Raw genomic sequence first — 22614 nt, forward strand, 5'->3', positions numbered from 1 at the left:
ACTTCGATACCGGGACCCAATATCGGACAAGCCTGGGAAAAATCCCAGGCAATTCAGTTCAAGTAAAGACTGGGCGTCTTCTTTCTAGAATGGATTTCATTCCTTCCTGTCCGTTGGCGCTAGCGATCGCTTGTGCCAAAAGCTCTACATCTCTTTTTTCTAAAGTATCCGCAAGCAAACGTTGGGAATCCCTAAGAGCAATTTTCACGCCAACTACGGATTCCATTGCCATGTCTTGGAATTGAGAACACCATTTTCTGGCTTTAGGAATTACTTCTTCCGGAGTGGCAGATTCTTCGATCAGTCCTACCTCTACAGCCTCATCAGCTTTTAAACCTCTTCCGCTGTACAATAAGTCTCTTGCGGTTTTCATTCCGACTAGATCTTTCAGAACGGTTCCGGCAGTGGACGGGAAATTGATACCGATCAAAGATTCAGGAAAACCTAATCTTCCTTTTTTTTCCACAAGGATTCTATAATCGGAGAATATAGCAATCACCGCTCCCACTCCCATTGAGTGACCGTTCATTGCACAAACCACAGGTTTAGGAGAGAATAAAACTTTTCCGCAGGCACCTAATGCTTCTCGAAGTACTTCCTTGATCTCTTCCAAGTTTTTACCCACGAAAATTTCCGGATCGAATCCGTTTGAAAAAAACTTATCGTTCCTTCCGGAAAGAATGATGGATTTTACGGATCTATCGTTTTCCGCTTGTACCAGGACTTCCCTAAATTTTCGAAAAAATTCCCTGCCTAAAGAATTGGTCTCGTTTGTTTTGATATAAAGTTCTAAAATATGACCGTTTTTTTCCACGTCCAACATATTCACTTTCCTTAATATTAAAATCCGAACAACATTTCGTTCAATTTATCAATGCGAGATACTTTTTTCATCTTGATCTCGATACGATTTTGATCGGCTCCATCCGCTCTGGAAACGATACGAGTGATCGTTGTTTTAGGAGGAAATTCAACTTGTCCTTGGACACTCGTGACTGCTTTTACGTTCTTCCCGCTGGAATCCCATTCCACGGAACGAATACCATTTTCCGCAGTGTAGTAAGTCCATTCTTCTCCCGGTTTTCTGACGAGCACAATTCCATCGTTCGGCTGAACGAGCGTCCATTGTGGCTTGAACAATTCCGCATTTCGATTGGATAGAAGATAATAGATCACCGGAAAAGGAACTACTGTCTGCTTTCTGGTATTCGGATCGGAAAGTATAATATCGTCCATGGCCTGTTCATGTATCTTATCCACGGAAACCGTTTTGATACGGATCGTTTGCCCGTCGCTAAACACTTTAGAAACGCTGATCCCGAATAATTGATCGGTCAGTTCTATCTGCATTTTGCCTGACGGCTTATCGTAAAAAATCTTTCCCGCCAAAGAGAATACGTCCTTCTTAGGAAAAAAATTCTGTATCCTTATATCGAACTCTCCCGTATAAGAAGTATTCGATTCTTCTAATTTACGAAGCGCTTCTAGATATTTGGAACCTTCCTTGGATTTTGCGCTCCAAAATTTTATTTTTCCCTTTTGACGAAAATTGATCTCTTCTATATCCGTCGTCACACAGGATTGGAACAATAGAATAAAAAAGTAAAGTGATCCGAATACAAAGATCCGGTTTAAATGGTTTGTTCTCAAAACAGTCCTCCCGGCCATTATGATTTATTTGAGACCGGATTCGTTCTTAACCTCTCCAATTTTTCCCGAATTCGAAGTTTGTCTTCCTTCTTTTGAAAAAGAGTTTCCGATTTTTCCCAGAATCTTCTGGCATCAGCAAATTCTCTTCTTTCATGATGAACATCGCCTAAATGTTCACAGATAGTAGGATCATATTCGTTTTTATCCTGTAAAATTTGAAATGCAAGATTCAAATGTAAAAGAGCCTCATCCACTCTTCCCTTTTTGTAATAGATCCAGCCTAAACTATCTTGGTAAGCCTCGTTATCGGGAGCAAGCTCCACCGCTTTTCGGATGAGATCAAGTGCCTCGTCCAAACGGATTCCCTTTTCGGAATAATGATAACCTAAGTAATTATATGCGATCGGATTTTCAGGATCTAACTCCATAGACTTACGAAGGTCCGCTTCCATCTCCGGGATCCTTCCTAATTTTTCCAATGCAGAAGCTCTATAAAAATGATACACGGAAGATTTAGGTTCCAATCGGATCGCTTGTTCGAACGCCCCCCGACTCTCCTCCAATTTATCGGATTGGAATAGTACGATCCCTAAAAGATAGTACGCATAATGATTGTTCGGATCATTTTTGAGAATATTCTGTATGATCTCTTCCGATTCCTGGACCTTTCCGGGAGGATTTCCTCTTAGCAAAAACGCCAAATGTAATTCGTATTTTTTAGAATCCTCCGGTGAGGGAGTATATTGGATCGCTTTACGAACCGAAATGATGGATCTAAATACGGAACCGGATTGTTCGTATACGCCCGCTAAAAAGTCGTATTGTTCCGCAAGAATGCGAGGATCTAGTTTTTCTTCTTCCGTGATCTTGATCGATTCAAGGAGTAAAGTTTCCGCAAGGGTGGTCAATTGGGATTGGAGTGCAATGGAGGCGACTTCTACCAATTCTTTAATATATTCCTTTTTATTAATATTTGGATCTCTTTTTTGGATCTCCAAAACCCCGAGGCGTATGGATAATCGTTTGGGAAATTTTTCTTTTAATGGAAAGAGAATACGTCTAGCATCCGAATATTTGGAATTTAGTACCGAATAAAGCCCGAAAAGGACCCCGTCCTTATTCAACTTTCCTTTCTTTTTTAGATCCTCGAAATAACCCGCCGCCATGGATCTACTTTCTATAAAGTACATTTCCCCCAACATCAGCTCCACGGAAGAATTTCCTTGGATCTCCTGCAGAATTCTTTGCAGTTGTTTTTTTGCTTGAGAAAACTTGCCTAGCTGGTCCAAAATTTTCGCGAGTAAAAATCGGATTTCCCAGTTTTCAGGTCTCATCTCCAAATAACCGGAAATATAAAAGAGTGCCTTCGTATTTTGGCCTAAAGCAAAATACGTCTTTCCTAGAGATAAATAAACGAATTCGGGATATTTAGGATTGGAATCTTTTTGTTTGATCAGATCTCTGAGAGAACTCAAATACAGAACGGATTTTGCATCATTCTTCAAAGCAAGCTCGGCAGAACTCAATAAATAATAGAAATCAGGATCTTCCGAAAACTTACTCAGATGAGTTTCTAAATAGGTCGCAGCCTTTTCATATTCTCCGCTATTTAAAAGAATGGTACCTTTCAAAATATAGGATTCTCTAAAATATGGGTCTGACTTTTCCGCCAAGTCCAGTTCGGAAACCGCGTCCTTCCACTGTCCTAAATAATAATGCGCCAACGCCTTATTCCAACGAAACACCGCGGAAACAGGAGATCCTACGGATTCGGAACAACGGATATAATCCTGGAAATTTCGGACAGCTTCTATGATCTCTTCCGTTCTTTCTCTTCCTTCCGAATTCCTGGCCTTATTCAAACTCTCTAATCCGAGAGAATAATAATAGGCCGGCCACACGGCTCTTGCCCTTCCGGAAGAATCGGTGTCCCTACATACGAAAACGGTGTTTGTATTACGGGGAGAAGAAAGTAAGGCACCTGCATCCAGAAGGGATACCAGAAGGATCGGAATAATGCTTGCGTGTTTCATAATCCCCGGACTTGTATAGGGTTTGGAATCGAAAAAAGCGAAATCTTCACTCTCTCTACTCTCAAGCGAGGGACTCTATTCGTCTAACGAATTTTCCGGAACTTAAGGAAAGAAATTGTTCAGCATTCTTAAAGAAAAGAAAAAGTTATTCTTAACACTTTTGTTGATTTGGACCCTGGCAGCGATCTATATCTATCCCAGGAGATTTCAAATTTTACGTTCCTTCGCACTTTGGTTGGAACCTACCGTCCTAAATCCTTCCCTTTCCGCAAAATTGCAGTCCAAGGGAGACGATCTATTATCTGAAAAAATTGAATATAGACAAATTGAACATTATCTCCGAACGGACCAACTGTCCAAAGCCTGCGTACGTGCCTATAGAATAGGGAAGGAAGGTACAGGAGATATATTCAGGATCCCAAGTTGGATGGAAGCAAAAAACCAAGGCTGGACCATAGAAAGACTTGCAGATCCTAGTGAGAGCAAATTTTCCACGGGAGAAAAACCTGTGGATCCGTACGATTATTGGCAAAAATTCTACAAAATCCCTCTGGAAGCATTAGACTATTATAAAAGAGCCTTAAATTATAATCCTTTCGATGGTTATAATTCTCCGTCTGCCCAAGCTTCTCTTGGAAAAAACAAACCTGAAATCGCAGGCAAAAGTCTTTTGGAGAAGATCCGAATTTCCTCTTTTGCGTCTTGTCGTCCGGAAGAAGCGATACTTGCACATTTCCAAGCCATCCAAAGGATAGAAGAACTCGTATTCGAAAAATTGAAAGAGGCTAAACCGGTTTCCATTCCTTGGTGGAAACGGATCCTGAATTTTTTCAGTTTCAGTTGTAATAAGGAAGAAGAAGAGAATATAACGGAGGATCTTCCGAAAGAGATCCGTATCTGGAAAAAGATCGGCGAGTCCCAATCGGACCCGATCGTATTTTCCTCCGATTATCCGGATACGACTACATTAACCGCGAATAAATACAAAACTCTATTATTAAGAACATTGGAATTGCTTAGACTTAGAACGGACGAATCCCATCCTTCTCTTTCTCCGGAAGAATCCGTTTCCTTATTTACGAGAGTATTATATTTCTCCTGTTCCAAAAGAAATATACCGGCGGAAGCAAAGTATTGGGGAGTAAGTGCGATCGCAGCGATCCCTTGCGAGCCAACCGATACGGAAGGAGCCAAAGTATTCTATTCCAACTTGAACAGAAATGCTCAGCTATTCTATAGATTGGGAGATAGGGATTCCAATTATAGAAAAAAAGCGAAAGATATGTTCGAGTCGGTATATCGCTCTTCTGCGACGGATTTAGGCGTAAGATTCCAGGCAAAACTTATGAGAGTCCGATGCCTATTGCATGAATCCGATTTCGATACCGCCTTAAAGGAATTGGATGCCTTGGATACCGAAGTTTATACGGTGGATCCGAACTACAGGAACGATAAATCCGGTTACGAAGAACTGATCGAAGATAAAAAGAAACTATTGCAGTACACTCTTCGTCGAAAAGGAAGATACGAAGAAGCAGACGATATTTTCGATGAAAAGAATTAAATACTTCGATTATAATGCGACCCATCCTCCTATTCCAGGTTTATTAACTAAAGTCTTACAGGAATACGAAGAAGACTTTTTCAACCCTTCCGGGCCTACCCGATTTTCCTTAGCCAGACAGGGCAAGATCGAGGAAGCGAGAAAAGTTTTAGCAAAACTCACAGGAAAAGATCCGAAAGGATTCGTATTCGTATCTTCCGGAACGGAAGCGGATTATTCCCTCGCATACTTTGCGAAACAATTTATCAAAACTACCGCTTATCTTTCTCCTTTCGAACATGCCGCCCTGTATTCTTCTTTTCGAAGTTTAGGAATTCCTTATAAAGTATTAAGCGCCGATAAATCCGGACTTGTTTCCCTTTCCGAATTAGAATCTTATCTGAAGGATGAGCCGGGTCCCGTATTTGTACTTCATGCGGGTAATGAAACAGGCGTAATCCAACCGATCGAGGAACTTGCGGAAGTTTCCGCTAAATTTGGAATGCCCTTTTATTCGGATCTTATCCAATCCTTCTCTAAAATCCCTGTACCGTTTTCCGTTTTAAACGGATTTACATTCTCCGGTCATAAAATCGGCGGAGGACTCGGATCTTCCGTTTTATGGTTCGATCCGAAACATCTACCGGAAGGAGGAGTATTCCAAGGAGGGAATCAGGAGAATGGACATAGGGCCGGCACGGAAAATTCTCCTTCTATTCTAGCTCTGGCAGAAGCGGCCCAGATCCAATTCGCAGAAATGGAGAATAAGAATAATAGACTGGAATATTACAGAAATAAGATAGAGTCCAAACTCAAAAGTATGGGAGCCGAAATTGTAGCTGAGAATTCCCCCAGGCTTTTTTCCACAACGTTTGCCCTACTTCCTCTGGACGATCTGGACTTCTTTATGATGGGAATGGAAGAGAAAGGATTCGCACTTTCCACCGGATCTTCCTGCAAGTCCAGGTCCAGAGAAGCGGCGCCTTCTTTATTGGCAATGGGATATTCGGAGGAAGAAGCTTTGAGAGCGATCCGTATCTCCACCGGTCTATACACAACGGAAGAAGAAGTCGATTCTCTTCTTATCGCTCTGGAAGAAACGATCCTTTCTATTCGATAAGAAAGTAATCTAAATTACATTAAAATAACCTGGAGTGAACTTTTTGCCTGAGAGCGAAGCCAGGATGGCGAAGCGACCCGGAGGTTTGCACAGGATGTGCAAGCGAAGGGGAAGGCAAAGAGTTTACTCCAGGAATTATAACAGTTTTTAGGAACGCTCACTTCCTTAGACTAGATGCCATTTCTTCCGCGTAACGGTCCGTCATTCCGGCTACATAGTCGCATACACATCTTTCCAGGCCTTCTTTCTCGATCCTTCTTTTGTACGTTTCCGGAATGGAATCGGGCTGCTTTCTAAAATGAAAGAATAATGTTTCAATAATATCTCTTCCTCGATCGCTTGTAACTATAACGGAAGGATGTCTATAAAGTGTTTTGTATAGAAAAGATTTTAATTCCCGGACCTTCTCTCCATAAGAAGGTTCGTACGTTGCGATCCTTTTTCCTTCTTGGTAGGCAGTATTCAGATCGGAACGATCCTGGATTTTCCAATCGGAGATCCTAGATTCAACGGTACTGATCATATTAGAAACCATACTATTGGTCAATTCTCGGATCACAGTTCGAACGAATACTTTTCCTTCCAGTTTCGGGAATTTACCTTTTACCATTTTGGAGGTTTCCGCCCAAAGAGAAAGTGAGTTTAGATCTTCCGCTTTTAAATAGCCCATTTCCAAACCGTCATCTATATCATGACTTGTGTATGCGATCTCGTCCGCTACATCCGCACATTGGGCTTCTAAACTTGGGCCCTCATCCTTTCTTTCCTTTCCTAAATTGGAACCGCCGTATTCCGCTCCATGTTTCATCATACCTTTTAATGTTTCTTTGGAAAGATTCAAACCCGGAAATTCCGGATAACGTGTTTCCAATATGGTGACGATACGAACGGATTGTTTATTATGTTCGAATCCGCCGAATTCTCCCATTAGATCGGAAAGCATATCCTGTCCTGCGTGTCCGAAAGGTGTATGTCCCAGATCGTGAGCGAGTGCTATCGTTTCCGCAAGTAAAGAGTTGAGTCCTAATGCGGAAGCGATCGTTCTGGATACTCCGGCGACTTCCAAAGTATGAGTGAGACGATTACGATAATTTTCCCCTACCGAATAAACGAAAACTTGGGTCTTATATTGTAGTCTTTTGAATGCACTAGAGTGAACGACTCGATCCCTATCTCTTTGAAACGGGATACGGTACGGGTGTTCTTCTTCTTTGTATTCTCTTCCACCGGTTTCGTCGTGTAAAACTGCATAACCCGCTAATAGAGAATTTTCGGCTTGGATGATTTGGTTTCTGTCTTTTTGCACCTGAAACCAATTTGGAACGTAAAAAGACTTAAAAGCAAGCCAAACAAATCTAGTTTTTCGATTCCCATTTGCCCTGGAAAAGTTTCACTGGTGGAATCTACTCGGAATAGATAGAAGCATTCATGGATCTAGTCAATATCCCGGATTTAGTAAATTTTTTTTCCCGCTTTGGGAATGAGTTCGCTTACTTAGCAGTTTTCTCCACTCTGATTCTCTGTGGTTTCGGTCTTCCGGTTCCTGAGGATATCTCCCTGGTTTCCGGTGGAGTTTTAGCAGGTTTAGGATATGCGAACGAACATGTAATGTTCGGTGTTGGAATGGCAGGAGTTCTCGTAGGAGACGGTTCCGTTTTTTTACTCGGAAGGATTTTCGGCGAGAAAGTATTACGAATTCCTTTCATCGCAAAATTTTTGACCCCGGAACGATTTTCCAAAGTACAAGAAAAATTTTCGAAATATGGGAACTGGGTCGTATTTATGGCGAGATTTATGCCCGGTCTTCGGATGCCGATCTATCTAACGGCAGGGACTTCTGATCGTATCTCCTTCTTTAGATTTCTATTTTTGGATATGTTTGCCGCGGCGATTTCCGTCCCGATCTGGGTTTATCTTGGACATTACGGCGCAAAAAATTTAGATCAGCTCAAATCTTGGGTCCACCAGGGGCAAATTACCGTTTTTGCTTTATTAGGGATTCTTGTGTTAGTCTTGGTTCTATATTTCACGATCAAAAAGAAACGGTCCGAGAATTAATACTTTTACTCGACATAATTTTATGAATCTATACTGTTTGGTTAGATATGGATGTTCTAACCCAACCTGTGTTGGTGCTGAACGCGACCTATGTCCCGGTTGCGATCCGAACGGTCAAAGACGCCGTTATTCTTCTCATCCTTAAAAAAGCGGAACTCATCAAAGACGAAAAAAGCCACTTTATCAGATCCGAAAAACTGAAACTTTCCACTCCTAGGATCATTCTGCTCACAGACTATTATAAGGTCCCGAAACGTAAGCATAAACTTTCTAGAGAAAACATATTTGTCCGAGACGATCACGAATGTGTGTATTGCCGACGCAAACTTCCTTCTTCTAAACTCACCCTGGATCATGTGATCCCAAAAAGTCGATGGGAAGAGATTCCCAGGGAAAAAAAACCGAAAGACTATCATACTTGGGAAAACCTGGTCACGGCATGTAGGGATTGCAATAGCAAAAAAGGAAACAAACTTCTGCAGGAACTCAAGTGGGATGTACCGGAAAATCGATCGACAAACAAGAGACGTTTTCCACAATTTTCAGTATCCACCCAATTGGTCGAAAAGTTCGGCTGGGCGGACTATATACGCATCTAAATGAATCTTTTTTTATCAGGAAGAATGTTTCGATTCTTTCCTTTCTTACTTCCAATTCTATTCTTATTTTCTTGTTATAATTATTCCTCGAATCGGATTGTAACCACACCGCCTACTTTGGTTGGGATTACTTTGATCGGTACAGGAGTATACGAACTCAGGTTAAGGGCAGGAAACCCGGAAGCTTTTTTTAGCGGATATACTTTGTATTCGGGAAATACTGCGGACGCATCCAGGAATCCTTCCGATTTTTCCTCCGGAAAAGAATGTGAACTTCCCTTGAATATGCTTCCAAATCAGCCAAGAGAATATTCCATAGAAGTAAATCCGACGGATGGGCCTCTTGCGGTCCCAGGCCCTGGAGAAAACACGAACCGCGTTTGTAAGATTATCGCTACACTGAATTCAGGCGATTACGTAACTCTAAGATCTTCCGTGATCTCCTTGGACTTGAACAGCGGCACAAAGGACATTTACGTATTCTCCATGCCTTCGAATACATTACAGGTTCCTTAATCTTTAAACCAGACGTTTATTTTTTTAAGAGTAGTTTCCGTATCTTCTTTCCAGATACTTTTGGGATATTTTTCCAAAAACTTTCCTAATTCTTTTTTAGCCTCTTCCAATTCTTCTCTTAAACGTAGAAGTGCAGGATTGTCTTCTTTTTTTAAGTATACCGGATTACCGTCGGTGAACTGGAAATATTTTTCGATCGCATTTGCGGCCTTTTGTTTGGCTAGTTTATAAAATTGGAATCCTTCCGGATCTTCTTTAGAATTTTCTAAAATTAAAGACGATTCGTTCCCGAGAGAAGCAAGAAGAACGTCCCTAAGTTGGACCAACTCCTTAAACAGAAGATCCGTCTCATATTCTCCGGAATCCGGATGATATTTCCGAGAGAGTTCCCGGAACCTGCTCCGGACTAAATTTGCGTCGAATTTTTTGGGGAGTCCGTAAAAGTCCAGGGCACGGCTCAGCAGGTCCCCGTCTTCCAATCCAATTTCCTATGAGCTAGGAATTTTTTAAGTTGGATCTTGGATTGTACCAAGTTCAACTCTTTACGATATTCCTGCAGAATAATCTCCATCTTTTCCCCTACTTGGGAATTCAAATCCCTGGACTCTTCCAATTTTTGGAAAATCGTATCGGAGAGTCGAATAATTTCCAGGGTCTGAGGGGAAGATTCTTCTAATTGTTCGATCTTGCGGTCCAGTCGTTTCATCTTTTCGACCAGATCGGAATTTTGCAGCTCGAGTTTCGCCGCACCTTCTCCATCCTCAAAATCTAAAATTTGCAATTGGCGTTTTTGAAGTTCTATCAGTTTGTTCAAAAAGGAGATTTTCTCCCCATAGAGTGAGGAAAGTTTTTCTTCCATGGAGTGTAGACTTTTAGAGACCTTGCCCGCCATTTGTGTTTAACCTTGGAGGGAAAGACCGGTTCCTCTTGAACCGGCGGTTGGCAATGGGACCACGGAAGAAGCTTTTTCCTTCTTTTCAATTTCTTCCCAAGCAAGTTTTAGATCTTCCAGATATTTGATGATTTCGGAAAGGATCTCACTGTCCTTCTTCATATTCGCTTCGAGTAAGCGCTTTTTAATATAAACATAGATCCCAAGCAGATTGTTTGCAACCTCTCCCCCATTTTCCATGTTCAGGGCGAGCATCAGCTCGGTCACGATCTCTTGGGCTTTCAGGATATGATTGTTCACCACGTCGTACTTGCGGGGTGTATTATTCTCGATGGCAACGTTTAGGAAGCGGATCGCTCCTTCATATAACATCACGATAAGCCGGCCCTGACTCACAGTAGAAATTTCATTGGATTTATACTGTTCGACGGAGGCCGTCGATTTTCTAGCAAGTGACATGTGTCTCTCCTGAAATACTTTTCGACAAAATTCCGGACCGCCTTAACGTGGACTGGTAATTCTTAGCGTATTGGATGCGAAAATTCTTGGCAAGTCTGATTCCCAAACCCAGAAAAAAGCTTGTCTTTTTGGCTTCTGGGCGGGGAAGCAACCTGGAAGCTGTCCTTCAGGCAATCCAAAAGGGCAAAATCCCCGCAAATCCCGCATTTTTAGTCACAGATAACCCTGAGGCGCCTTCTATCCGGATTGCCGCCCGCCAAAATATTCCAGCCAAGATCCTGGATTGGAAGTCTTATCCCAAAAAAGAAGAGTATCATCGCGAACTGTTGGAGTTCCTACAAGAGAGCTCTCCGGATCTGATCGTGGCCTGCGGTTATATGAGAATTTTAAAGCCGGAAATTATCCGAGCCTTTCCAAACAGGATCATCAATATTCATCCTTCTCTTCTTCCCTCCTTTCCGGGGCTACATGCTCAGAATCAGGCATTCGAGTATGGAGTGAAGATTGCGGGCTGCACGGCCCATTTTGTGGACGAAGGTGTGGATTCCGGTCCTATCATTTTGCAAGGAGTTGTTAAAATCGAGGAAGGAATGACCGAAAGAGAATTGACTCTTGCCATTCTCAAAGAGGAACATAAAATCCTGCCACTCGCGGTTCAACACTTCTGCGAAGATCGGCTCTCCATCAAAGACAGGAAGGTCTCAATCCTCTAGCATGATCAAAATCACTCGCGCCCTCATTTCAGTTAGCGACAAAACAGGACTTATCGGATTTGCCAAGTACCTGGAATCCAAAGGAGTGGAAATCATTTCCACAGGCGGAACCCTAAAAACACTCACCGAAAACGGAATCAAAGCCATTGCAATAGACGATTATACAGGGTTTCCGGAAATTTTAGACGGAAGAGTAAAAACTCTCCACCCAAAAGTCCACGGCGGACTATTGGGAGTGATCTCCAAACCCGAACACAAACAGAAGATGGAAGAATTAAAAATTCCAAAGATCGATCTGGTGGTTGTGAACTTATATCCGTTCGTGCAGACCGTTTCGAAACCGGGAGTTCATCTGGACGAAGCAATAGAGAATATTGATATCGGCGGACCTTCTATGATCCGCTCCGCGAGTAAAAACTACAGACATACTGTAGTAGTAACGGATCCGAACGATTATAAAACAGTGGAAGAATCCATGAAGGTCAATGACGGCTCCGTGGATGCTGACACTTCCTTCCTTCTTATGAGAAAAGCATTTTCTCATACTGCGATGTACGATACTGCGATCTCTTCTTGGTTCAATAAGCTTGCAGGGGAGAAGTTCCCGGATATCTTAAATCTTTCCTTTACCAAAAAACAAAAACTAAGATACGGAGAAAATCCACACCAGGGCGCCGCTTTCTACGAACCTTTATTTACCAAGAGCGAATTTTCTCCTCTCCAAGGAAAAGAATTATCTTTTAATAATATGTTGGATTTTGATGCGGCATTCCATATTTCCGCACTTCTTCCGGATAATACGGTTTGTATCATCAAACATTTGAATCCTTGCGGGATCGCTTATGCGGACGATACTCTAGAAGCATTCCGTCTAGCAAAAAGAACGGATCCTATTTCCGCTTTCGGCGGGATCATAGGGATCAAGGGAACCGTAACCGGAGAATTGGCGGTTCTCATAGGCGAAACTTTTGTCGAAGGTGTGATCGCTCAAAAGTTCGAACCTGCCGCTCTGGACTATTTCTCTAAAAAACCGAACGTTCGTCTGATCGAGATCCAAAATTTCCAAGAAGCATTGGACGAAATGGATCTAAGACCGATCCATCACGGGATTCTTCTACAAGACAGAGACTATGCGACCATCACCGAAAAAGATCTAAAGATCGTTTCTAAAAAACAACCTACGGAAGAAGATATCCGAGGTCTGATGTTCGCTTGGTCTACCGTTAAATTTATCAAATCCAATGCGATTGTTTATACGGAAGAGAACGCTACGCTCGGGATCGGTGCCGGACAGATGTCCAGAGTGGATTCGGTCCAACTCGGTGCGACTAAGGCTCTAAATGTAGGACTTTCCGTTGTGGGTTCTTATGTGGCGAGCGATGCCTTCTTCCCTTTCAGAGATGGGATAGATGCAATCGCAAAAGTAGGAGCGAAAGCAATCATCCAACCCGGAGGTTCTATCCGGGACGAAGAAGTGATCAAGGCGGCTGACGAGCACGGATTGATCATGGTGTTTACCGGCATGAGGCATTTTAGGCATTAAGATGGAATTTTTTCTCTACCTGATCTATTTAGTGATCACGTTAGTGGTCGTTTCCCTGGGAGATTATTATTTTCGACTCATCTATTTAAGCGGAAAGGATACTTTCGAAAAACAGGAACTTACGGATTGGGCGAGAATTATTCCTTCAAAGATCGTTTCCATTTTTGAATCTGCGGGGAGTCTGCAATATGGACTTCTCGCATTCGGACTCTCCGCTTTTTTCGCGTATGTCTGGACTTTAACCGGAGGGCTAATCGGTTCTCCTCATTATACGGATTCCTTTGGAAATTATTTCTTTCTTTCCTGTATCATGCCCGTGCTTATGCTGGCCTTCTACTCATTTATCTCTTCCGAAATTTTAAGAGCGGCTAGGATCTCTCGGAATAGCGGAACCTTTCTCGCAAGGCTACTTAACCAGGAGGTTCCTTTACTTACCGGGATATTTATCTCAGTAATCGCCTCAAATCTGGCAGTTTACGGCCTTTATCATGAAATTTCCTTTTTATTCGTTCTTCCGAACGTTTTGATCCTTCTCGTTCTTCTTATCTTGAGATGGAACGGAAAGGTGAAATTCGGGGGAATTCGAGTGGACAGAGAGGAAGAAGAGGCAGAGGATTTAGGGGAAGATTCCTAATTCTTGTTCGGTCTTCTGCCGATACTTAAAGAGTATGAAAGGGCAATCCATCTTCCTGTTCTTATTCTCCCTACTCCTTCCTTGGAGTTCTATATTTTCTCAGTTTCCGGGAGATAATTCCAGAAATAACGGCTCCAAACCTACCTTAGACGGATTTGCCGAAGTCTCATGGGAAGCCTCGTACTCCCAAGTCAGAGACAAATTTTTATCCTTAGCTTCTAATCCTCAGAGCGACGAAAAAATAGAAGTAGTCCATGAAGATAAGGAGAAGTCCCTACTTGTAAGAAGGAACGGGATTTTCTATTTATATCGCTTTTATTCCACTCCTAAATTAGTATTGGATTCCCGTCCTAAAGATAAAAACCAACCTCGTCCGGAAAAGGAAACTTCTCCGGAAGAAGACGAACATCTGGAGCCGGGTAAATTATTCTCCGTTGGGGTTTCCTTCCGTTATCTTCCAGGCAAAGACGTTCAGTCCAAACTGGAAAATAAATATGGAAAACCCAAAAAAGAGACCCTGGATGATAAGAAGATCGGGGGAGCTGTGGTTTGGGAACTAACCGACGAAAGACAGGCGCCTCCCGCAGGCGGATTTATTGTCCAATGGAAGGAAGCTTATAAAAAACAACCGTTTACTAGAAGAGTGGATTATTTCAGCTCCAAGGTAAAGTCTCAGATCGAGAAAGAATACAAAGAGTTCTTCAACGCAGAAGAAATCAAAACTTTAAGAGATCTAATCCCGTAAGAAATCCTTGACCGAAGGCGCTTAAGGCCGCCACTATCCAGAGAGATCCAAAATCTTTCGGAGCAATACGTGGAATTATATTTAGATACAGCCAATGTGGACGAGATCAAGGAGATCGCGTCCTACGGTCTTTTGGACGGAGTTACTACAAACCCGTCTCTTATCGCAAAATCCGGTCGCAATTTTAAAGAGGTGATCAAGGAGATCTGCGCGATCGTACCAGGTCCCGTAAGCGCGGAAGTACTCGCTACAAAACACGAAGACATGCTGAAAGAAGCGGACGAACTGGTAAAGATCGCTCCGAACGTTGTCATCAAAGTCCCTTTGATCCCGGAAGGATTAAAAACCGTGGTAAACCTGACTGAAAAAGGAATTCCGACAAATGTAACTCTTTGTTTTTCCGCGCCTCAGGCACTTCTTGCAGCAAAAGCAGGTGCTACTTATATTTCACCTTTTATAGGCCGTGTGGATGACACATCTTGGGACGGAATGGAACTGATCTCCGAGATCAGAGAGATCTACGATAATTACGGTTATGAAACTAAGATTCTAGCTGCTTCTATCAGAGGACCTATACATTTGAAAGAATCAGCTCTTCGTGGCGCGGATTGTGCGACTATGCCGATTTCCGCTTACCAGCAGTTATTCAAACACCCACTCACCGATATCGGTTTGGAAAAATTCTTAGAAGACGCTAAGAAGTTAAAGTGGTGATCTAAAGATCCTTATAGTTTTTCGCACAGAGCTCACGGAGCACACAGAGTTAGAAATAATCCAAATCACCTCAGTGATCTTTGTGGCCTCCGTGCGAACCACTCCTTTAAGGTAGCTTCTTCTTCCCTGTAAAATCGTTCATTAAAATTTCAGATTGTTCTGAAATACAAAATACACTTTGGTGAGAACCGTCGTAATACAGATCGCAGGAACTGAGAGTATTCATATCGGCGGCTGAAGCACCGTATTTGAATGCCAGTTCACGGATGCGTGGCCACCAGGATTTTTCAAGACCTAGTTCGTAATACCCTTCTCTATAACCGGGATATACTTTGGGCCAGATCAAATAGGTCTTGATCCCTTCTTCTTTCGCCAGTTTTAAGAATTCTTCCACAAAGAAAAATTCGGTCTCGCCGAGAGTGAAGCCCGAAAGATAAATACTTTTTAAACGGAGTGCGTCCTTTTCCAATTTTTTAGGATTATTGCTCGCACTTGCATACGCGAGTTGTTCTCCGTTTCCGAGTTCTAAAATCAGATTTTCGTGGTTTTGGTCCGCTCTGTACTGTTTTAATTTTCCACCGGACAATCGGGACCAAAAAAGTTTAAAACCGGGTTTGATCTTTCGAATGCTAAAGATTTTTTCCTTCCAAATTTCCAATTTGTCGGAAAAGGAAAACTTTTCCCAATAGATATTCTTGAATTCTTCGTCTGCGCCCAATCTTAAAAAAGGTTCGTAGAACAAACCCTTCGAATCATCGAACGCCTCCGGGCTAACTACGTAAAAAACGGCCTTGGGTTTGATCCCAGCTCCTAGTATTTTACGGAACCAATAAAAACCATACGCAGGAACCGCTTGTGGTCCTGAAAAATTATACACGGTCCAATCATTTGCAAAAGAAGGAGGAAGTGTTTTAATGGAATACGGATAGGCCCTAGAATCCCCAAACGCCAAAAGAAGATTTTTGTCTTTAAGAGAACTATCTTTCTGGAGTTTTTCGAACAAATGCCTTCTTTGTGCATAATAGACAGGATTCCCTTCTTGGTAAAAAGACGTTTGGAAGAAGTCCAAAAGAAAAATTTTATCCGCAAAGAATAAAACGACCAGAAAGAGTACAGGGAGATAGATATACTTCTTTTTCATACTATTTCTCAAAATTGTCCGTAAAAGAAATCCGCATTTCCGCTAGGTAATGCAAGTAAGACCAAGATCCATACGATGGGGAGAAGTACAACTTTCCATTTGAAACGAACCTTAAATTTTTCAGGCCATTCTTCCGCTGAATGAAACAGGATCGCGACCAAAAGTGCAAAAATACAAGGTTCCATATTCGGGAAAGAGACCCCGTTCGCCCAAACGAATATTCTTTGGACCGCCGCAACTGCCGAACCGAAATCAGGCGTGAAGAATAAAACCCAAGAAATACTGTAAATATTCAGAACGAATAAATACGTAATAATCCTTTTCACGTACGGTATCTCAGGCAGGATTTTTACATTCCAATCATTCAATACTCTTTCTATGGAAAGATACAATCCGGTTAGAACTCCCCAAAGAAGGTAATTCAAATTGGCTCCGTGCCAAAGTCCACCAAGTCCGAAAGCAACTAGATAATTAAAACAGGTGCGTAACGTACCACTTCTGGAACCGCCAAGCGGAATGTATAAATAGTCTCGGATCCAAAAGGAGAAGGTTAAATGCCATCTTCTCCAAAAATCCCCGAATCCGTTAAAGAAGAATGGCGCCCTGAAGTTTTGAGGTAGAGTGAATCCTAAAAGTTTTCCCATTCCTCTGGCAAGATCCGTCAGTCCCGAAAAATCCAAATATAGATAGATCGCAAAGAAATATACGGTACTTAAAAGTGCCGCTCCCGAAAAAGCGGAGGTCTCCGCAAATACTTGGAAGATAGATCCGGACATTAAGACGGAAACGATCGACTTTTTGAAAAGTCCGATCACCACGAGCCAAAGGCCGTCCACCATATCCTCTTTTTCCATTTTTGGAGAATCGAACTGAGTCGCTACATCGTTAAATCTTAATATAGGTCCGGCGATCATTACGGGAAAAAGGAAAATATAAGAAGTCAGTTTCCAATATCCGATCTTTTCCGTGATCACTCCTTTCTTCTTATCCACTAAAAGGGAAATGAATTGAAATGTGTAATAACTGATGGTTAAAGGAAGGATTACTTCGAATCCGACCCAGTCCAAGGATTTAGAAAGAATTCCATCCAAGCTGATCTTGTTTTGAAATTCCGGAATTCCTAAAAATATTCCAACCAGATCCGCGAAAAAATAGAAATATTTAAAAAACGCTAAATTAAGAACATTAAAACCTATGGAAACCGGCAAAAACCATTTTTTCGCCAGGAAAAATCGTATGAACATCCAGTTGATGCTCACAACGACGATCAGATGAAATAAAAACTTCCAAGAGGAGACCGCGTAAAAGAAGGCGGAACTTAATATAAGAAAATATTTCTTTAAAGCGTCCGGAAGATTCCAATACACCAGAAATACTAGGCAGAAAAAAAATAAAAATTCTAAACTGGTAAAATTCATGGTCTCCAAACTTTGGGATCCAGCAAGATAAACTTACCTTCTCCGATTTTCAATTTTTCCAATGAAAGTTTTCCGATCCGAATTCTCTGTAGATCGATTACTCTTCCGCCGAGAATCGAGAACATTCGACGGATCTGGCGCTTTCTTCCCTGTTTTAAGATCACTCTGAACTTGGAAGATGCTTCTCCTTTTGTTAAGGATAGAACCTTCTCCGCTTTTAAAAATTCTCCCTCGTCCATAAATCCCTTAGTGAATCTATCCTTCACTTCTTTAGGATCTAATTCTTCTTCTAAAATCACTTCGTATTCTTTTTCGGAACCTTCGGAGGGATGAGTGATCTCTTGGACCAAATTTCCTTGGTCGGATAAAAGAAGAAGTCCCCGAGAGTCCAGGTCCAATCTTCCTGCGATAAAAAGTTTACCGTACTTTTTAGGGAGTAATTCGAAAACAGTATTGGAATGAAAACGGTCGCTATGGGAACAAAGGAAACCTTTCGGTTTGTTTAAAGCGAGGAACACTGCACCTGTAGGAGGAACTAATTTTTTATTTCCCACCTGAACTATATCAGAATCTACCCGGATCTTGGTGCTTAGATTTTTTTCGACGACTCCGTTGACTTTCACTTTGCCAGAGAGGATCAATTCTTCCACCTTTCTGCGAGAACCTAGGCCACAATCTGCCAAGAATCGGTTGATCCGGATCTCTTTGGAGGATTCTTTCCCCGTTTTTTCTTTCGCGCTTTTTTCGCCCAAACTTGCCCCCGGCCTCGACCGATCCCTCCAGATTCGGACACCCACCGATTTCCGGCTACCCAAAACACTTGACTCTTTGGAGACTCAGACGGAGGCTTTAAGGGTGAATCCTCTCAAAAAGAAGCCCAGATCCAACGCGTACCAACCCGCACCAGAAAAACCGGATTGGTTAAAAGTAAGGCTTCCTTTCCGCGAAAAGGAGAACCCGGTCGACTTTGTCCGTGGTTCCGTAGAGGGAGGAAAACTCAATACAGTCTGTGAAAGCGCTTCTTGTCCCAACCTGAATCATTGTTGGTCTAGAAAAACCGCCACTTACATGCTTGCCGGAGATATCTGCACAAGACGTTGCTCCTACTGCGATGTGGCCTTCGGAAAGCCGCTCGCATTAGATCCTGAAGAACCCTTACGAGTGGCAGAATCCGCAAAGGCCTTAGGCCTCAAACATATAGTCATCACTTCCGTAAACAGGGATGATTTGCCGGACGGTGGAGCAGCTCATTACAAAAAAACAATAGAGTTGATCCGGGAAAGATTGCCGGAATGTAAAATTGAAATTTTAGTCCCGGACTTCAAAATGAGGGAAGAAAATTTAGAGATCGTCTATTCTTCCAGACCTGATATATTCAATCATAACCTAGAAACTGTGGAGAGATTATTTCCCACTGTGGCTCCCGCCAAAAAATACGAAAGGTCTTTGGACGTTCTCCATCACGCATCAGAAAGAGGATTTTTAACGAAAAGTGGATTGATACTAGGACTTGGAGAAACATTAGAAGAAGTCCATCAGACCCTGAAAGATCTCAGATCCGTGGGAGTACAAATGGTGACCTTAGGACAATATTTGCAGCCGACTCCAACACATCTTCCTGTCAGCGAATATATTCGTCCGGAAGTGTTCAAAGATCTGAAAGAATTCGGAAAAGCATTGGGATTTCGAACCGTATTCTCAGGGCCTTTGGTCAGAAGTTCTTATCACGCGGACGAGCAAGTGCCGTGGTTCGAAAACTAAAAAGATTCAAAGATAAATTTCCGGATATTCCGGAATCTTCGGAGATGAAAAAGATCATCTTCCATTCTATACTTTCTTATCTTTCCAAACAAAACGGCCATGTTTCAAAAATGGAGATCAAAGACATCCTATTCGATTCCATTAGTTTGATCCCGGGTTTCCGAGTAGAATGGGGAGAGATCCAAAAATTCGGCAGAAGTAAACTGTTAGTGAATTATAAAGATAAGGTTTTAGTTTTAGATCTAGAAGAAATTTCGAATATGATCCTAAAACTCTGGGATCATTACTTAGATACACATCCGCATCATAAAGCAAAATAGTTTCGCACGGAGACCACAGAGTTCACAGAGGATTTCGCACGCAAAGGTACGTACGAAGACACCAGTTCATTTTTATTTTAGTCCCTTAGCGTTCTTTACGACTTAGCGTGAGACCAAACTCTGTGTTCTCCGTGAGCTCTGTGCGAAATAAACCGCTGCCTCTAAATAGAAAAACCCGAGCTGTCTTTCGACAACCCGGGGTTTTTCCACCTATTTAAGCCTGTGGATTAGTTTTCGGATTTAGTTTGGAAGTCGTAGATAACTTCTTTTACGTCATCCTGGTTGATCTTCTTAATACCGTCTTCGGTATGGACGATCATTGTACTACCTTGCTGGTCTACGATCGCTCCGATGATGGTAGTTTTACCGTCAGCCAGTACGATTTTTTCCAGTTTTTCGTAGTAGTTTACTAAGTCTTTATTCGTTTTCAGGTTTTTAGGAGCGGAAACAAGAACGTTCTTGAATCGTTTCAGCTCGTCAGCCTGACGCTTAGCTAAATCTTCTTCGATTTTCTTTCTCTCAGCTTCGTTAGCTGCGTTAGTAGCTTCGTCTACTTTTCCGGACTTAGGATCGATATTTAGTTTCACTAATTTATCGGTAGTGTCTTTATCCAGAGTAACGATAGTTCTGATCTCTTCTTCTTCGGTTTTGGAAACTCCAGCACCGGTCAGTTTGGTAACCGCTTTCGGAATATCTTTTTCCAAAGTAGCGTCTAGCTTAGTAAGTTCTTTCTCACCGAATTTTTTATCAGGAGCTTTTACTATGGAAGACTCGTCTTTTTCTAAAATAACTTCTGCTTTGTCCAAGGAAGCTTTGATCTTTTGAAGTTCTGCATTTGCAGAGATCTCTTCAGCAGTTGCACCTTCCAGAGCACGAACTCTTGGAGATACTGCAACGGATCCTTCCAATACTTTTACGACGGATCTGTCGTTTTTAGTACGATCCACAACGAAAGAAGTTCCTCTAACTCCCGCGATTGCGGTCGGAGTTACTACGGAGAACTGATCGTCTTTGCTTGCTTTATTTACTTTAGCGAAAACTTTTCCGGAAACTAAGGACAATCTAGTGTCGGTGTTTCCTTGGGTATTCAAAGCGAGAGCGGAGAATTCCATGCTGGACTTTTCAGCCAAACGAATGGCGGAACCGTCGGAGAATTGGATATCGACTTTCGCTTTTGCCTTAGTTTCAATCTTGTCCCCTTCTTTCAGGACTGTTCCAAGACTAGCTTTGTCTTCAGTTAAATCAGCGTGTTGGATTTTTGCTTCCCCTACGCTAAATACTACGATTGCCGATGGTTGGCTCTGTTTTGCGTTCGCGGAATCCGCGTTCTCCGCAGGCTTTTTACAAGCTCCGGATGTCAACAGACCGACCAGTAGGACGGCTGATGCAACGGAAATGACTTTATTCATACCCCTATCCTTCTTTGATCGAGATTAATCTGAACCGCGGTGGAGGCAGTCCGATCTATATTGGGTTAACACCTATGGATCTGGGATTTTCAATTTATTTCAATTTTTTTTTCCAATTTGGAAGATATTTCCTGAACTAAAATCGCCAAAATACAGCTCACCCGTGGAATCTTGCCCAAATGTGCTGATTAGGAAGTGAGTATCCCCTAATACAGTTAGTTTCCTTTTACCTTCCACTTCAGTGGGGAATCCAAGGATCTTTCCGGAAACAAAGTCAGCGAAAATGTACCATCCATAGTATTTGGAAAGATTTTTCCCTCTGTACACATATCCGCCGGTGATGGAGCGACCCAGTTTATGATCATACTCCAGAATGGGATCGGTCAATCCCTGCTTTTCGCAATTTTCTTTGGGTAAAAAACAGTGAAATCCTTCCATTATATTCCAGCCGTAATTTTTACCTTTTAGAACCAGATCTACTTCTTCCCAATCATCCTGTCCCACATCTGCCAGATAGAGATCTCCTGTCTTAGTATCGAAGGAAAACTTCCATGGATTTCTAAATCCATACGCCCAGATCTCAGGGAGAAAGCCGGGCGAGTTTTTGAAGGGATTGTCTTCCGGGATCTTATAGGGAGGAGCATTTGATTCCAGGTTCGGAGTAATCCGGATCAGTGTTCCTAGGTAAGTAGAAGTATTTTGTCCGTGTTTATATGGGTCTCCTCCGGCACCTCCATCCCCAAAGCCGATGTACAATTTTCCATCCGGACCAAAACTTAACTGACCGGCATTATGATTCGAATAAGGCTGATCCACTCTGAGTAAGATCCTTTTACGATCCTGCCAATGGATGACCTTAGAATCATCATAACGAAATTCTAAGATGAATGTCTGGTCCTTGCCTGCTTCTTTGGAAACGGCATTGATATAAAAGAGTTTATTTTCCGAAAACTTAGGGTGAAATGCGAGGCCGAGCAAACCTTCTTCCGATCTTGTCTCTACGTTCCCCGTAAAATCCGCGATAAGTTTGGATTCTTTGTTTGTGAAATTCCAGAGATGGACTTTTCCCTTCTTCTCTAATACGAGCATCTCTCCAGGAAGACTTGGATGAAATTGTATATCGGTGATCTCCTTAAAGCCGGAAGCCACTTGGGTCCAGCCAAAAACGGATTCCAACTTCTTCCCTGGTTGTTTCGGTTTTTGTTTTTTCGTTTTAGAGAGAAGATGGGTATCCTCTCCTGTAAAAAGGAAGAGTCCCAGAAATAGAGAGAATAGTAAGAACCTATTGCGAAATCGTCTCATTCTGACAGAAAAAAATACAGTTTGAAAGCTCTCAGTCAAGGATG

At 42.3% G+C, this 22614-nt stretch carries 24 protein-coding genes; 12 read left to right on the forward strand and 12 right to left on the reverse strand.

The genetic code is table 11. The features are described 5' to 3' along the window. Positions 1–58: 58 nt before the first annotated feature. Genes AB3N61_RS09470 through AB3N61_RS09480 form a run of 3 tightly spaced genes read right to left on the reverse strand, consistent with a single transcriptional unit; the run spans position 59 to position 3683 of the window. Complete coding sequence (locus tag AB3N61_RS09470; RefSeq protein WP_367897444.1) at positions 59–823, reverse strand: enoyl-CoA hydratase/isomerase family protein; 765 nt, start codon at positions 821–823, stop codon at positions 59–61. 17 nt (positions 824–840) lie between these two features. Next, complete coding sequence (locus AB3N61_RS09475; RefSeq protein WP_367897445.1) at positions 841–1650, reverse strand: hypothetical protein; 810 nt, start codon at positions 1648–1650, stop codon at positions 841–843. Between the two features lie 17 nt (positions 1651–1667). Further along, on the reverse strand, positions 1668–3683 hold the full coding sequence (locus AB3N61_RS09480) for a tetratricopeptide repeat protein (RefSeq protein WP_367897446.1): 2016 nt from the start codon (positions 3681–3683) through the stop codon (positions 1668–1670). 115 nt (positions 3684–3798) lie between these two features. Here AB3N61_RS09480 and AB3N61_RS09485 point away from each other — a divergent pair, with 115 nt between their 5' ends. Then, positions 3799–5247 (forward strand): hypothetical protein, encoded by a 1449-nt coding sequence (locus AB3N61_RS09485; protein WP_367897447.1) that lies wholly within the window; start codon positions 3799–3801, stop codon positions 5245–5247. Further along, positions 5234–6346 (forward strand): cysteine desulfurase family protein, encoded by a 1113-nt coding sequence (locus tag AB3N61_RS09490; RefSeq protein ID WP_367897448.1) that lies wholly within the window; start codon positions 5234–5236, stop codon positions 6344–6346. Before AB3N61_RS09485 ends, AB3N61_RS09490 begins: the two co-directional genes overlap by 14 nt. A 157-nt stretch (positions 6347–6503) precedes the next feature. On the opposite strand, the gene AB3N61_RS09495 is transcribed toward AB3N61_RS09490, so the two are convergent. Further along, entirely contained in the window at positions 6504–7652 is a 1149-nt protein-coding gene (locus AB3N61_RS09495; protein ID WP_367897449.1) for a deoxyguanosinetriphosphate triphosphohydrolase, read from the reverse strand. 122 nt (positions 7653–7774) lie between these two features. Here AB3N61_RS09495 and AB3N61_RS09500 point away from each other — a divergent pair, with 122 nt between their 5' ends. Genes AB3N61_RS09500 through AB3N61_RS09510 form a run of 3 tightly spaced genes read left to right on the forward strand, consistent with a single transcriptional unit; the run spans position 7775 to position 9519 of the window. Continuing rightward, positions 7775–8404 carry a DedA family protein gene (locus AB3N61_RS09500; RefSeq protein WP_020771566.1) on the forward strand — a complete coding sequence of 210 codons (630 nt, stop codon included), beginning with the start codon at positions 7775–7777 and terminating at the stop codon, positions 8402–8404. 47 nt (positions 8405–8451) lie between these two features. Then, complete coding sequence (locus AB3N61_RS09505; RefSeq protein WP_020771602.1) at positions 8452–9003, forward strand: HNH endonuclease; 552 nt, start codon at positions 8452–8454, stop codon at positions 9001–9003. Further along, positions 9004–9519, forward strand: coding sequence for an LIC11661 family lipoprotein (locus AB3N61_RS09510; RefSeq protein WP_020771574.1), 516 nt, complete (start codon positions 9004–9006; stop codon positions 9517–9519). Here the strand turns inward: AB3N61_RS09510 and AB3N61_RS09515 are convergent. Genes AB3N61_RS09515 through fliS form a run of 3 tightly spaced genes read right to left on the reverse strand, consistent with a single transcriptional unit; the run spans position 9516 to position 10870 of the window. Continuing rightward, the gene (locus AB3N61_RS09515; protein WP_367897450.1) at positions 9516–9998 is read right to left on the reverse strand and encodes a molecular chaperone DnaJ; all 483 of its coding nucleotides are present in this window, start codon (positions 9996–9998) and stop codon (positions 9516–9518) included. The two genes, AB3N61_RS09510 and AB3N61_RS09515, sit on opposite strands and share 4 nt — an antisense overlap. Beyond that, complete coding sequence (locus AB3N61_RS09520) at positions 9977–10411, reverse strand: hypothetical protein (RefSeq protein WP_367897451.1); 435 nt, start codon at positions 10409–10411, stop codon at positions 9977–9979. The genes AB3N61_RS09515 and AB3N61_RS09520 overlap by 22 nt, the downstream gene beginning before the upstream one ends. A 6-nt stretch (positions 10412–10417) precedes the next feature. Then, a complete protein-coding gene (fliS, locus tag AB3N61_RS09525; protein WP_036091165.1) occupies positions 10418–10870 on the reverse strand; it encodes a flagellar export chaperone FliS in 453 nt (150 codons plus the stop codon). An 86-nt stretch (positions 10871–10956) separates the two neighbouring features. Between fliS and purN the strand changes: the two genes are divergently transcribed. From purN to fsa, 5 genes are all read left to right on the forward strand, one after another. Further along, entirely contained in the window at positions 10957–11583 is a 627-nt protein-coding gene (purN, locus tag AB3N61_RS09530; protein ID WP_367897452.1) for a phosphoribosylglycinamide formyltransferase, read from the forward strand. Between the two features lies 1 nt (position 11584). Beyond that, positions 11585–13126 carry a bifunctional phosphoribosylaminoimidazolecarboxamide formyltransferase/IMP cyclohydrolase gene (purH, locus tag AB3N61_RS09535; RefSeq protein ID WP_020771547.1) on the forward strand — a complete coding sequence of 514 codons (1542 nt, stop codon included), beginning with the start codon at positions 11585–11587 and terminating at the stop codon, positions 13124–13126. Position 13127: 1 nt separating this feature from the next. After that, positions 13128–13760 carry a hypothetical protein gene (locus AB3N61_RS09540; RefSeq protein ID WP_020771565.1) on the forward strand — a complete coding sequence of 211 codons (633 nt, stop codon included), beginning with the start codon at positions 13128–13130 and terminating at the stop codon, positions 13758–13760. Between the two features lie 34 nt (positions 13761–13794). Next, positions 13795–14505, forward strand: a complete 711-nt coding sequence (locus AB3N61_RS09545; protein WP_020771639.1) for a hypothetical protein — start codon at positions 13795–13797, stop codon at positions 14503–14505. Between the two features lie 69 nt (positions 14506–14574). Continuing rightward, positions 14575–15219, forward strand: coding sequence for a fructose-6-phosphate aldolase (fsa, locus tag AB3N61_RS09550; protein WP_367897453.1), 645 nt, complete (start codon positions 14575–14577; stop codon positions 15217–15219). A 106-nt stretch (positions 15220–15325) separates the two neighbouring features. Here fsa and AB3N61_RS09555 read toward each other — a convergent pair whose 3' ends face one another. The 3 genes from AB3N61_RS09555 to AB3N61_RS09565 are packed head-to-tail and all read right to left on the reverse strand — an operon-like array spanning position 15326 to position 18530. After that, positions 15326–16360, reverse strand: coding sequence for a DUF1574 domain-containing protein (locus AB3N61_RS09555; RefSeq protein ID WP_367897454.1), 1035 nt, complete (start codon positions 16358–16360; stop codon positions 15326–15328). 8 nt (positions 16361–16368) lie between these two features. Continuing rightward, the gene (locus tag AB3N61_RS09560) at positions 16369–17778 is read right to left on the reverse strand and encodes an MBOAT family O-acyltransferase (RefSeq protein WP_367897455.1); all 1410 of its coding nucleotides are present in this window, start codon (positions 17776–17778) and stop codon (positions 16369–16371) included. Further along, positions 17775–18530, reverse strand: a complete 756-nt coding sequence (locus AB3N61_RS09565) for a pseudouridine synthase (RefSeq protein ID WP_367897456.1) — start codon at positions 18528–18530, stop codon at positions 17775–17777. The genes AB3N61_RS09560 and AB3N61_RS09565 overlap by 4 nt, the downstream gene beginning before the upstream one ends. A gap of 103 nt (positions 18531–18633) precedes the next feature. Here AB3N61_RS09565 and lipA point away from each other — a divergent pair, with 103 nt between their 5' ends. Both lipA and AB3N61_RS09575 read left to right on the forward strand, forming a co-directional pair. Continuing rightward, positions 18634–19539 carry a lipoyl synthase gene (gene lipA, locus AB3N61_RS09570; RefSeq protein WP_020771618.1) on the forward strand — a complete coding sequence of 302 codons (906 nt, stop codon included), beginning with the start codon at positions 18634–18636 and terminating at the stop codon, positions 19537–19539. Continuing rightward, a complete protein-coding gene (locus tag AB3N61_RS09575; RefSeq protein ID WP_020771671.1) occupies positions 19524–19859 on the forward strand; it encodes a hypothetical protein in 336 nt (111 codons plus the stop codon). The genes lipA and AB3N61_RS09575 overlap by 16 nt, the downstream gene beginning before the upstream one ends. Before the next feature lie 227 nt (positions 19860–20086). On the opposite strand, the gene AB3N61_RS09580 is transcribed toward AB3N61_RS09575, so the two are convergent. Both AB3N61_RS09580 and AB3N61_RS09585 read right to left on the reverse strand, forming a co-directional pair. Next, positions 20087–21268 (reverse strand): lipoprotein LipL45, encoded by a 1182-nt coding sequence (locus tag AB3N61_RS09580; protein WP_020771585.1) that lies wholly within the window; start codon positions 21266–21268, stop codon positions 20087–20089. 99 nt (positions 21269–21367) lie between these two features. After that, positions 21368–22570 (reverse strand): PQQ-dependent sugar dehydrogenase, encoded by a 1203-nt coding sequence (locus tag AB3N61_RS09585; protein ID WP_367897457.1) that lies wholly within the window; start codon positions 22568–22570, stop codon positions 21368–21370. Positions 22571–22614 lie beyond the last annotated feature (44 nt).

The organism is Leptospira sp. WS58.C1, from assembly GCF_040833995.1.
GTDB classification, from domain to species: Bacteria; Spirochaetota; Leptospiria; order Leptospirales; family Leptospiraceae; genus Leptospira_B; species Leptospira_B cinconiae.

Coding starts and splice junctions, on each gene's coding strand:
- AB3N61_RS09555 (WP_367897454.1), bottom strand. CDS start 16,360: ATGAAAAAGAAGTATATCTATCTCCCTGTACTCTTTCTGGTCGTTTTA.
- AB3N61_RS09560 (WP_367897455.1), bottom strand. CDS start 17,778: ATGAATTTTACCAGTTTAGAATTTTTATTTTTTTTCTGCCTAGTATTT.
- AB3N61_RS09540 (WP_020771565.1), top strand. CDS start 13,128: ATGGAATTTTTTCTCTACCTGATCTATTTAGTGATCACGTTAGTGGTC.
- fliS (WP_036091165.1), bottom strand. CDS start 10,870: ATGTCACTTGCTAGAAAATCGACGGCCTCCGTCGAACAGTATAAATCC.
- AB3N61_RS09545 (WP_020771639.1), top strand. CDS start 13,795: ATGAAAGGGCAATCCATCTTCCTGTTCTTATTCTCCCTACTCCTTCCT.
- AB3N61_RS09490 (WP_367897448.1), top strand. CDS start 5,234: ATGAAAAGAATTAAATACTTCGATTATAATGCGACCCATCCTCCTATT.
- AB3N61_RS09505 (WP_020771602.1), top strand. CDS start 8,452: ATGGATGTTCTAACCCAACCTGTGTTGGTGCTGAACGCGACCTATGTC.
- AB3N61_RS09470 (WP_367897444.1), bottom strand. CDS start 823: ATGTTGGACGTGGAAAAAAACGGTCATATTTTAGAACTTTATATCAAA.
- AB3N61_RS09480 (WP_367897446.1), bottom strand. CDS start 3,683: ATGAAACACGCAAGCATTATTCCGATCCTTCTGGTATCCCTTCTGGAT.
- AB3N61_RS09510 (WP_020771574.1), top strand. CDS start 9,004: ATGAATCTTTTTTTATCAGGAAGAATGTTTCGATTCTTTCCTTTCTTA.
- AB3N61_RS09500 (WP_020771566.1), top strand. CDS start 7,775: ATGGATCTAGTCAATATCCCGGATTTAGTAAATTTTTTTTCCCGCTTT.
- AB3N61_RS09580 (WP_020771585.1), bottom strand. CDS start 21,268: ATGAATAAAGTCATTTCCGTTGCATCAGCCGTCCTACTGGTCGGTCTG.
- AB3N61_RS09520 (WP_367897451.1), bottom strand. CDS start 10,411: ATGGCGGGCAAGGTCTCTAAAAGTCTACACTCCATGGAAGAAAAACTT.
- AB3N61_RS09585 (WP_367897457.1), bottom strand. CDS start 22,570: ATGAGACGATTTCGCAATAGGTTCTTACTATTCTCTCTATTTCTGGGA.
- purH (WP_020771547.1), top strand. CDS start 11,585: ATGATCAAAATCACTCGCGCCCTCATTTCAGTTAGCGACAAAACAGGA.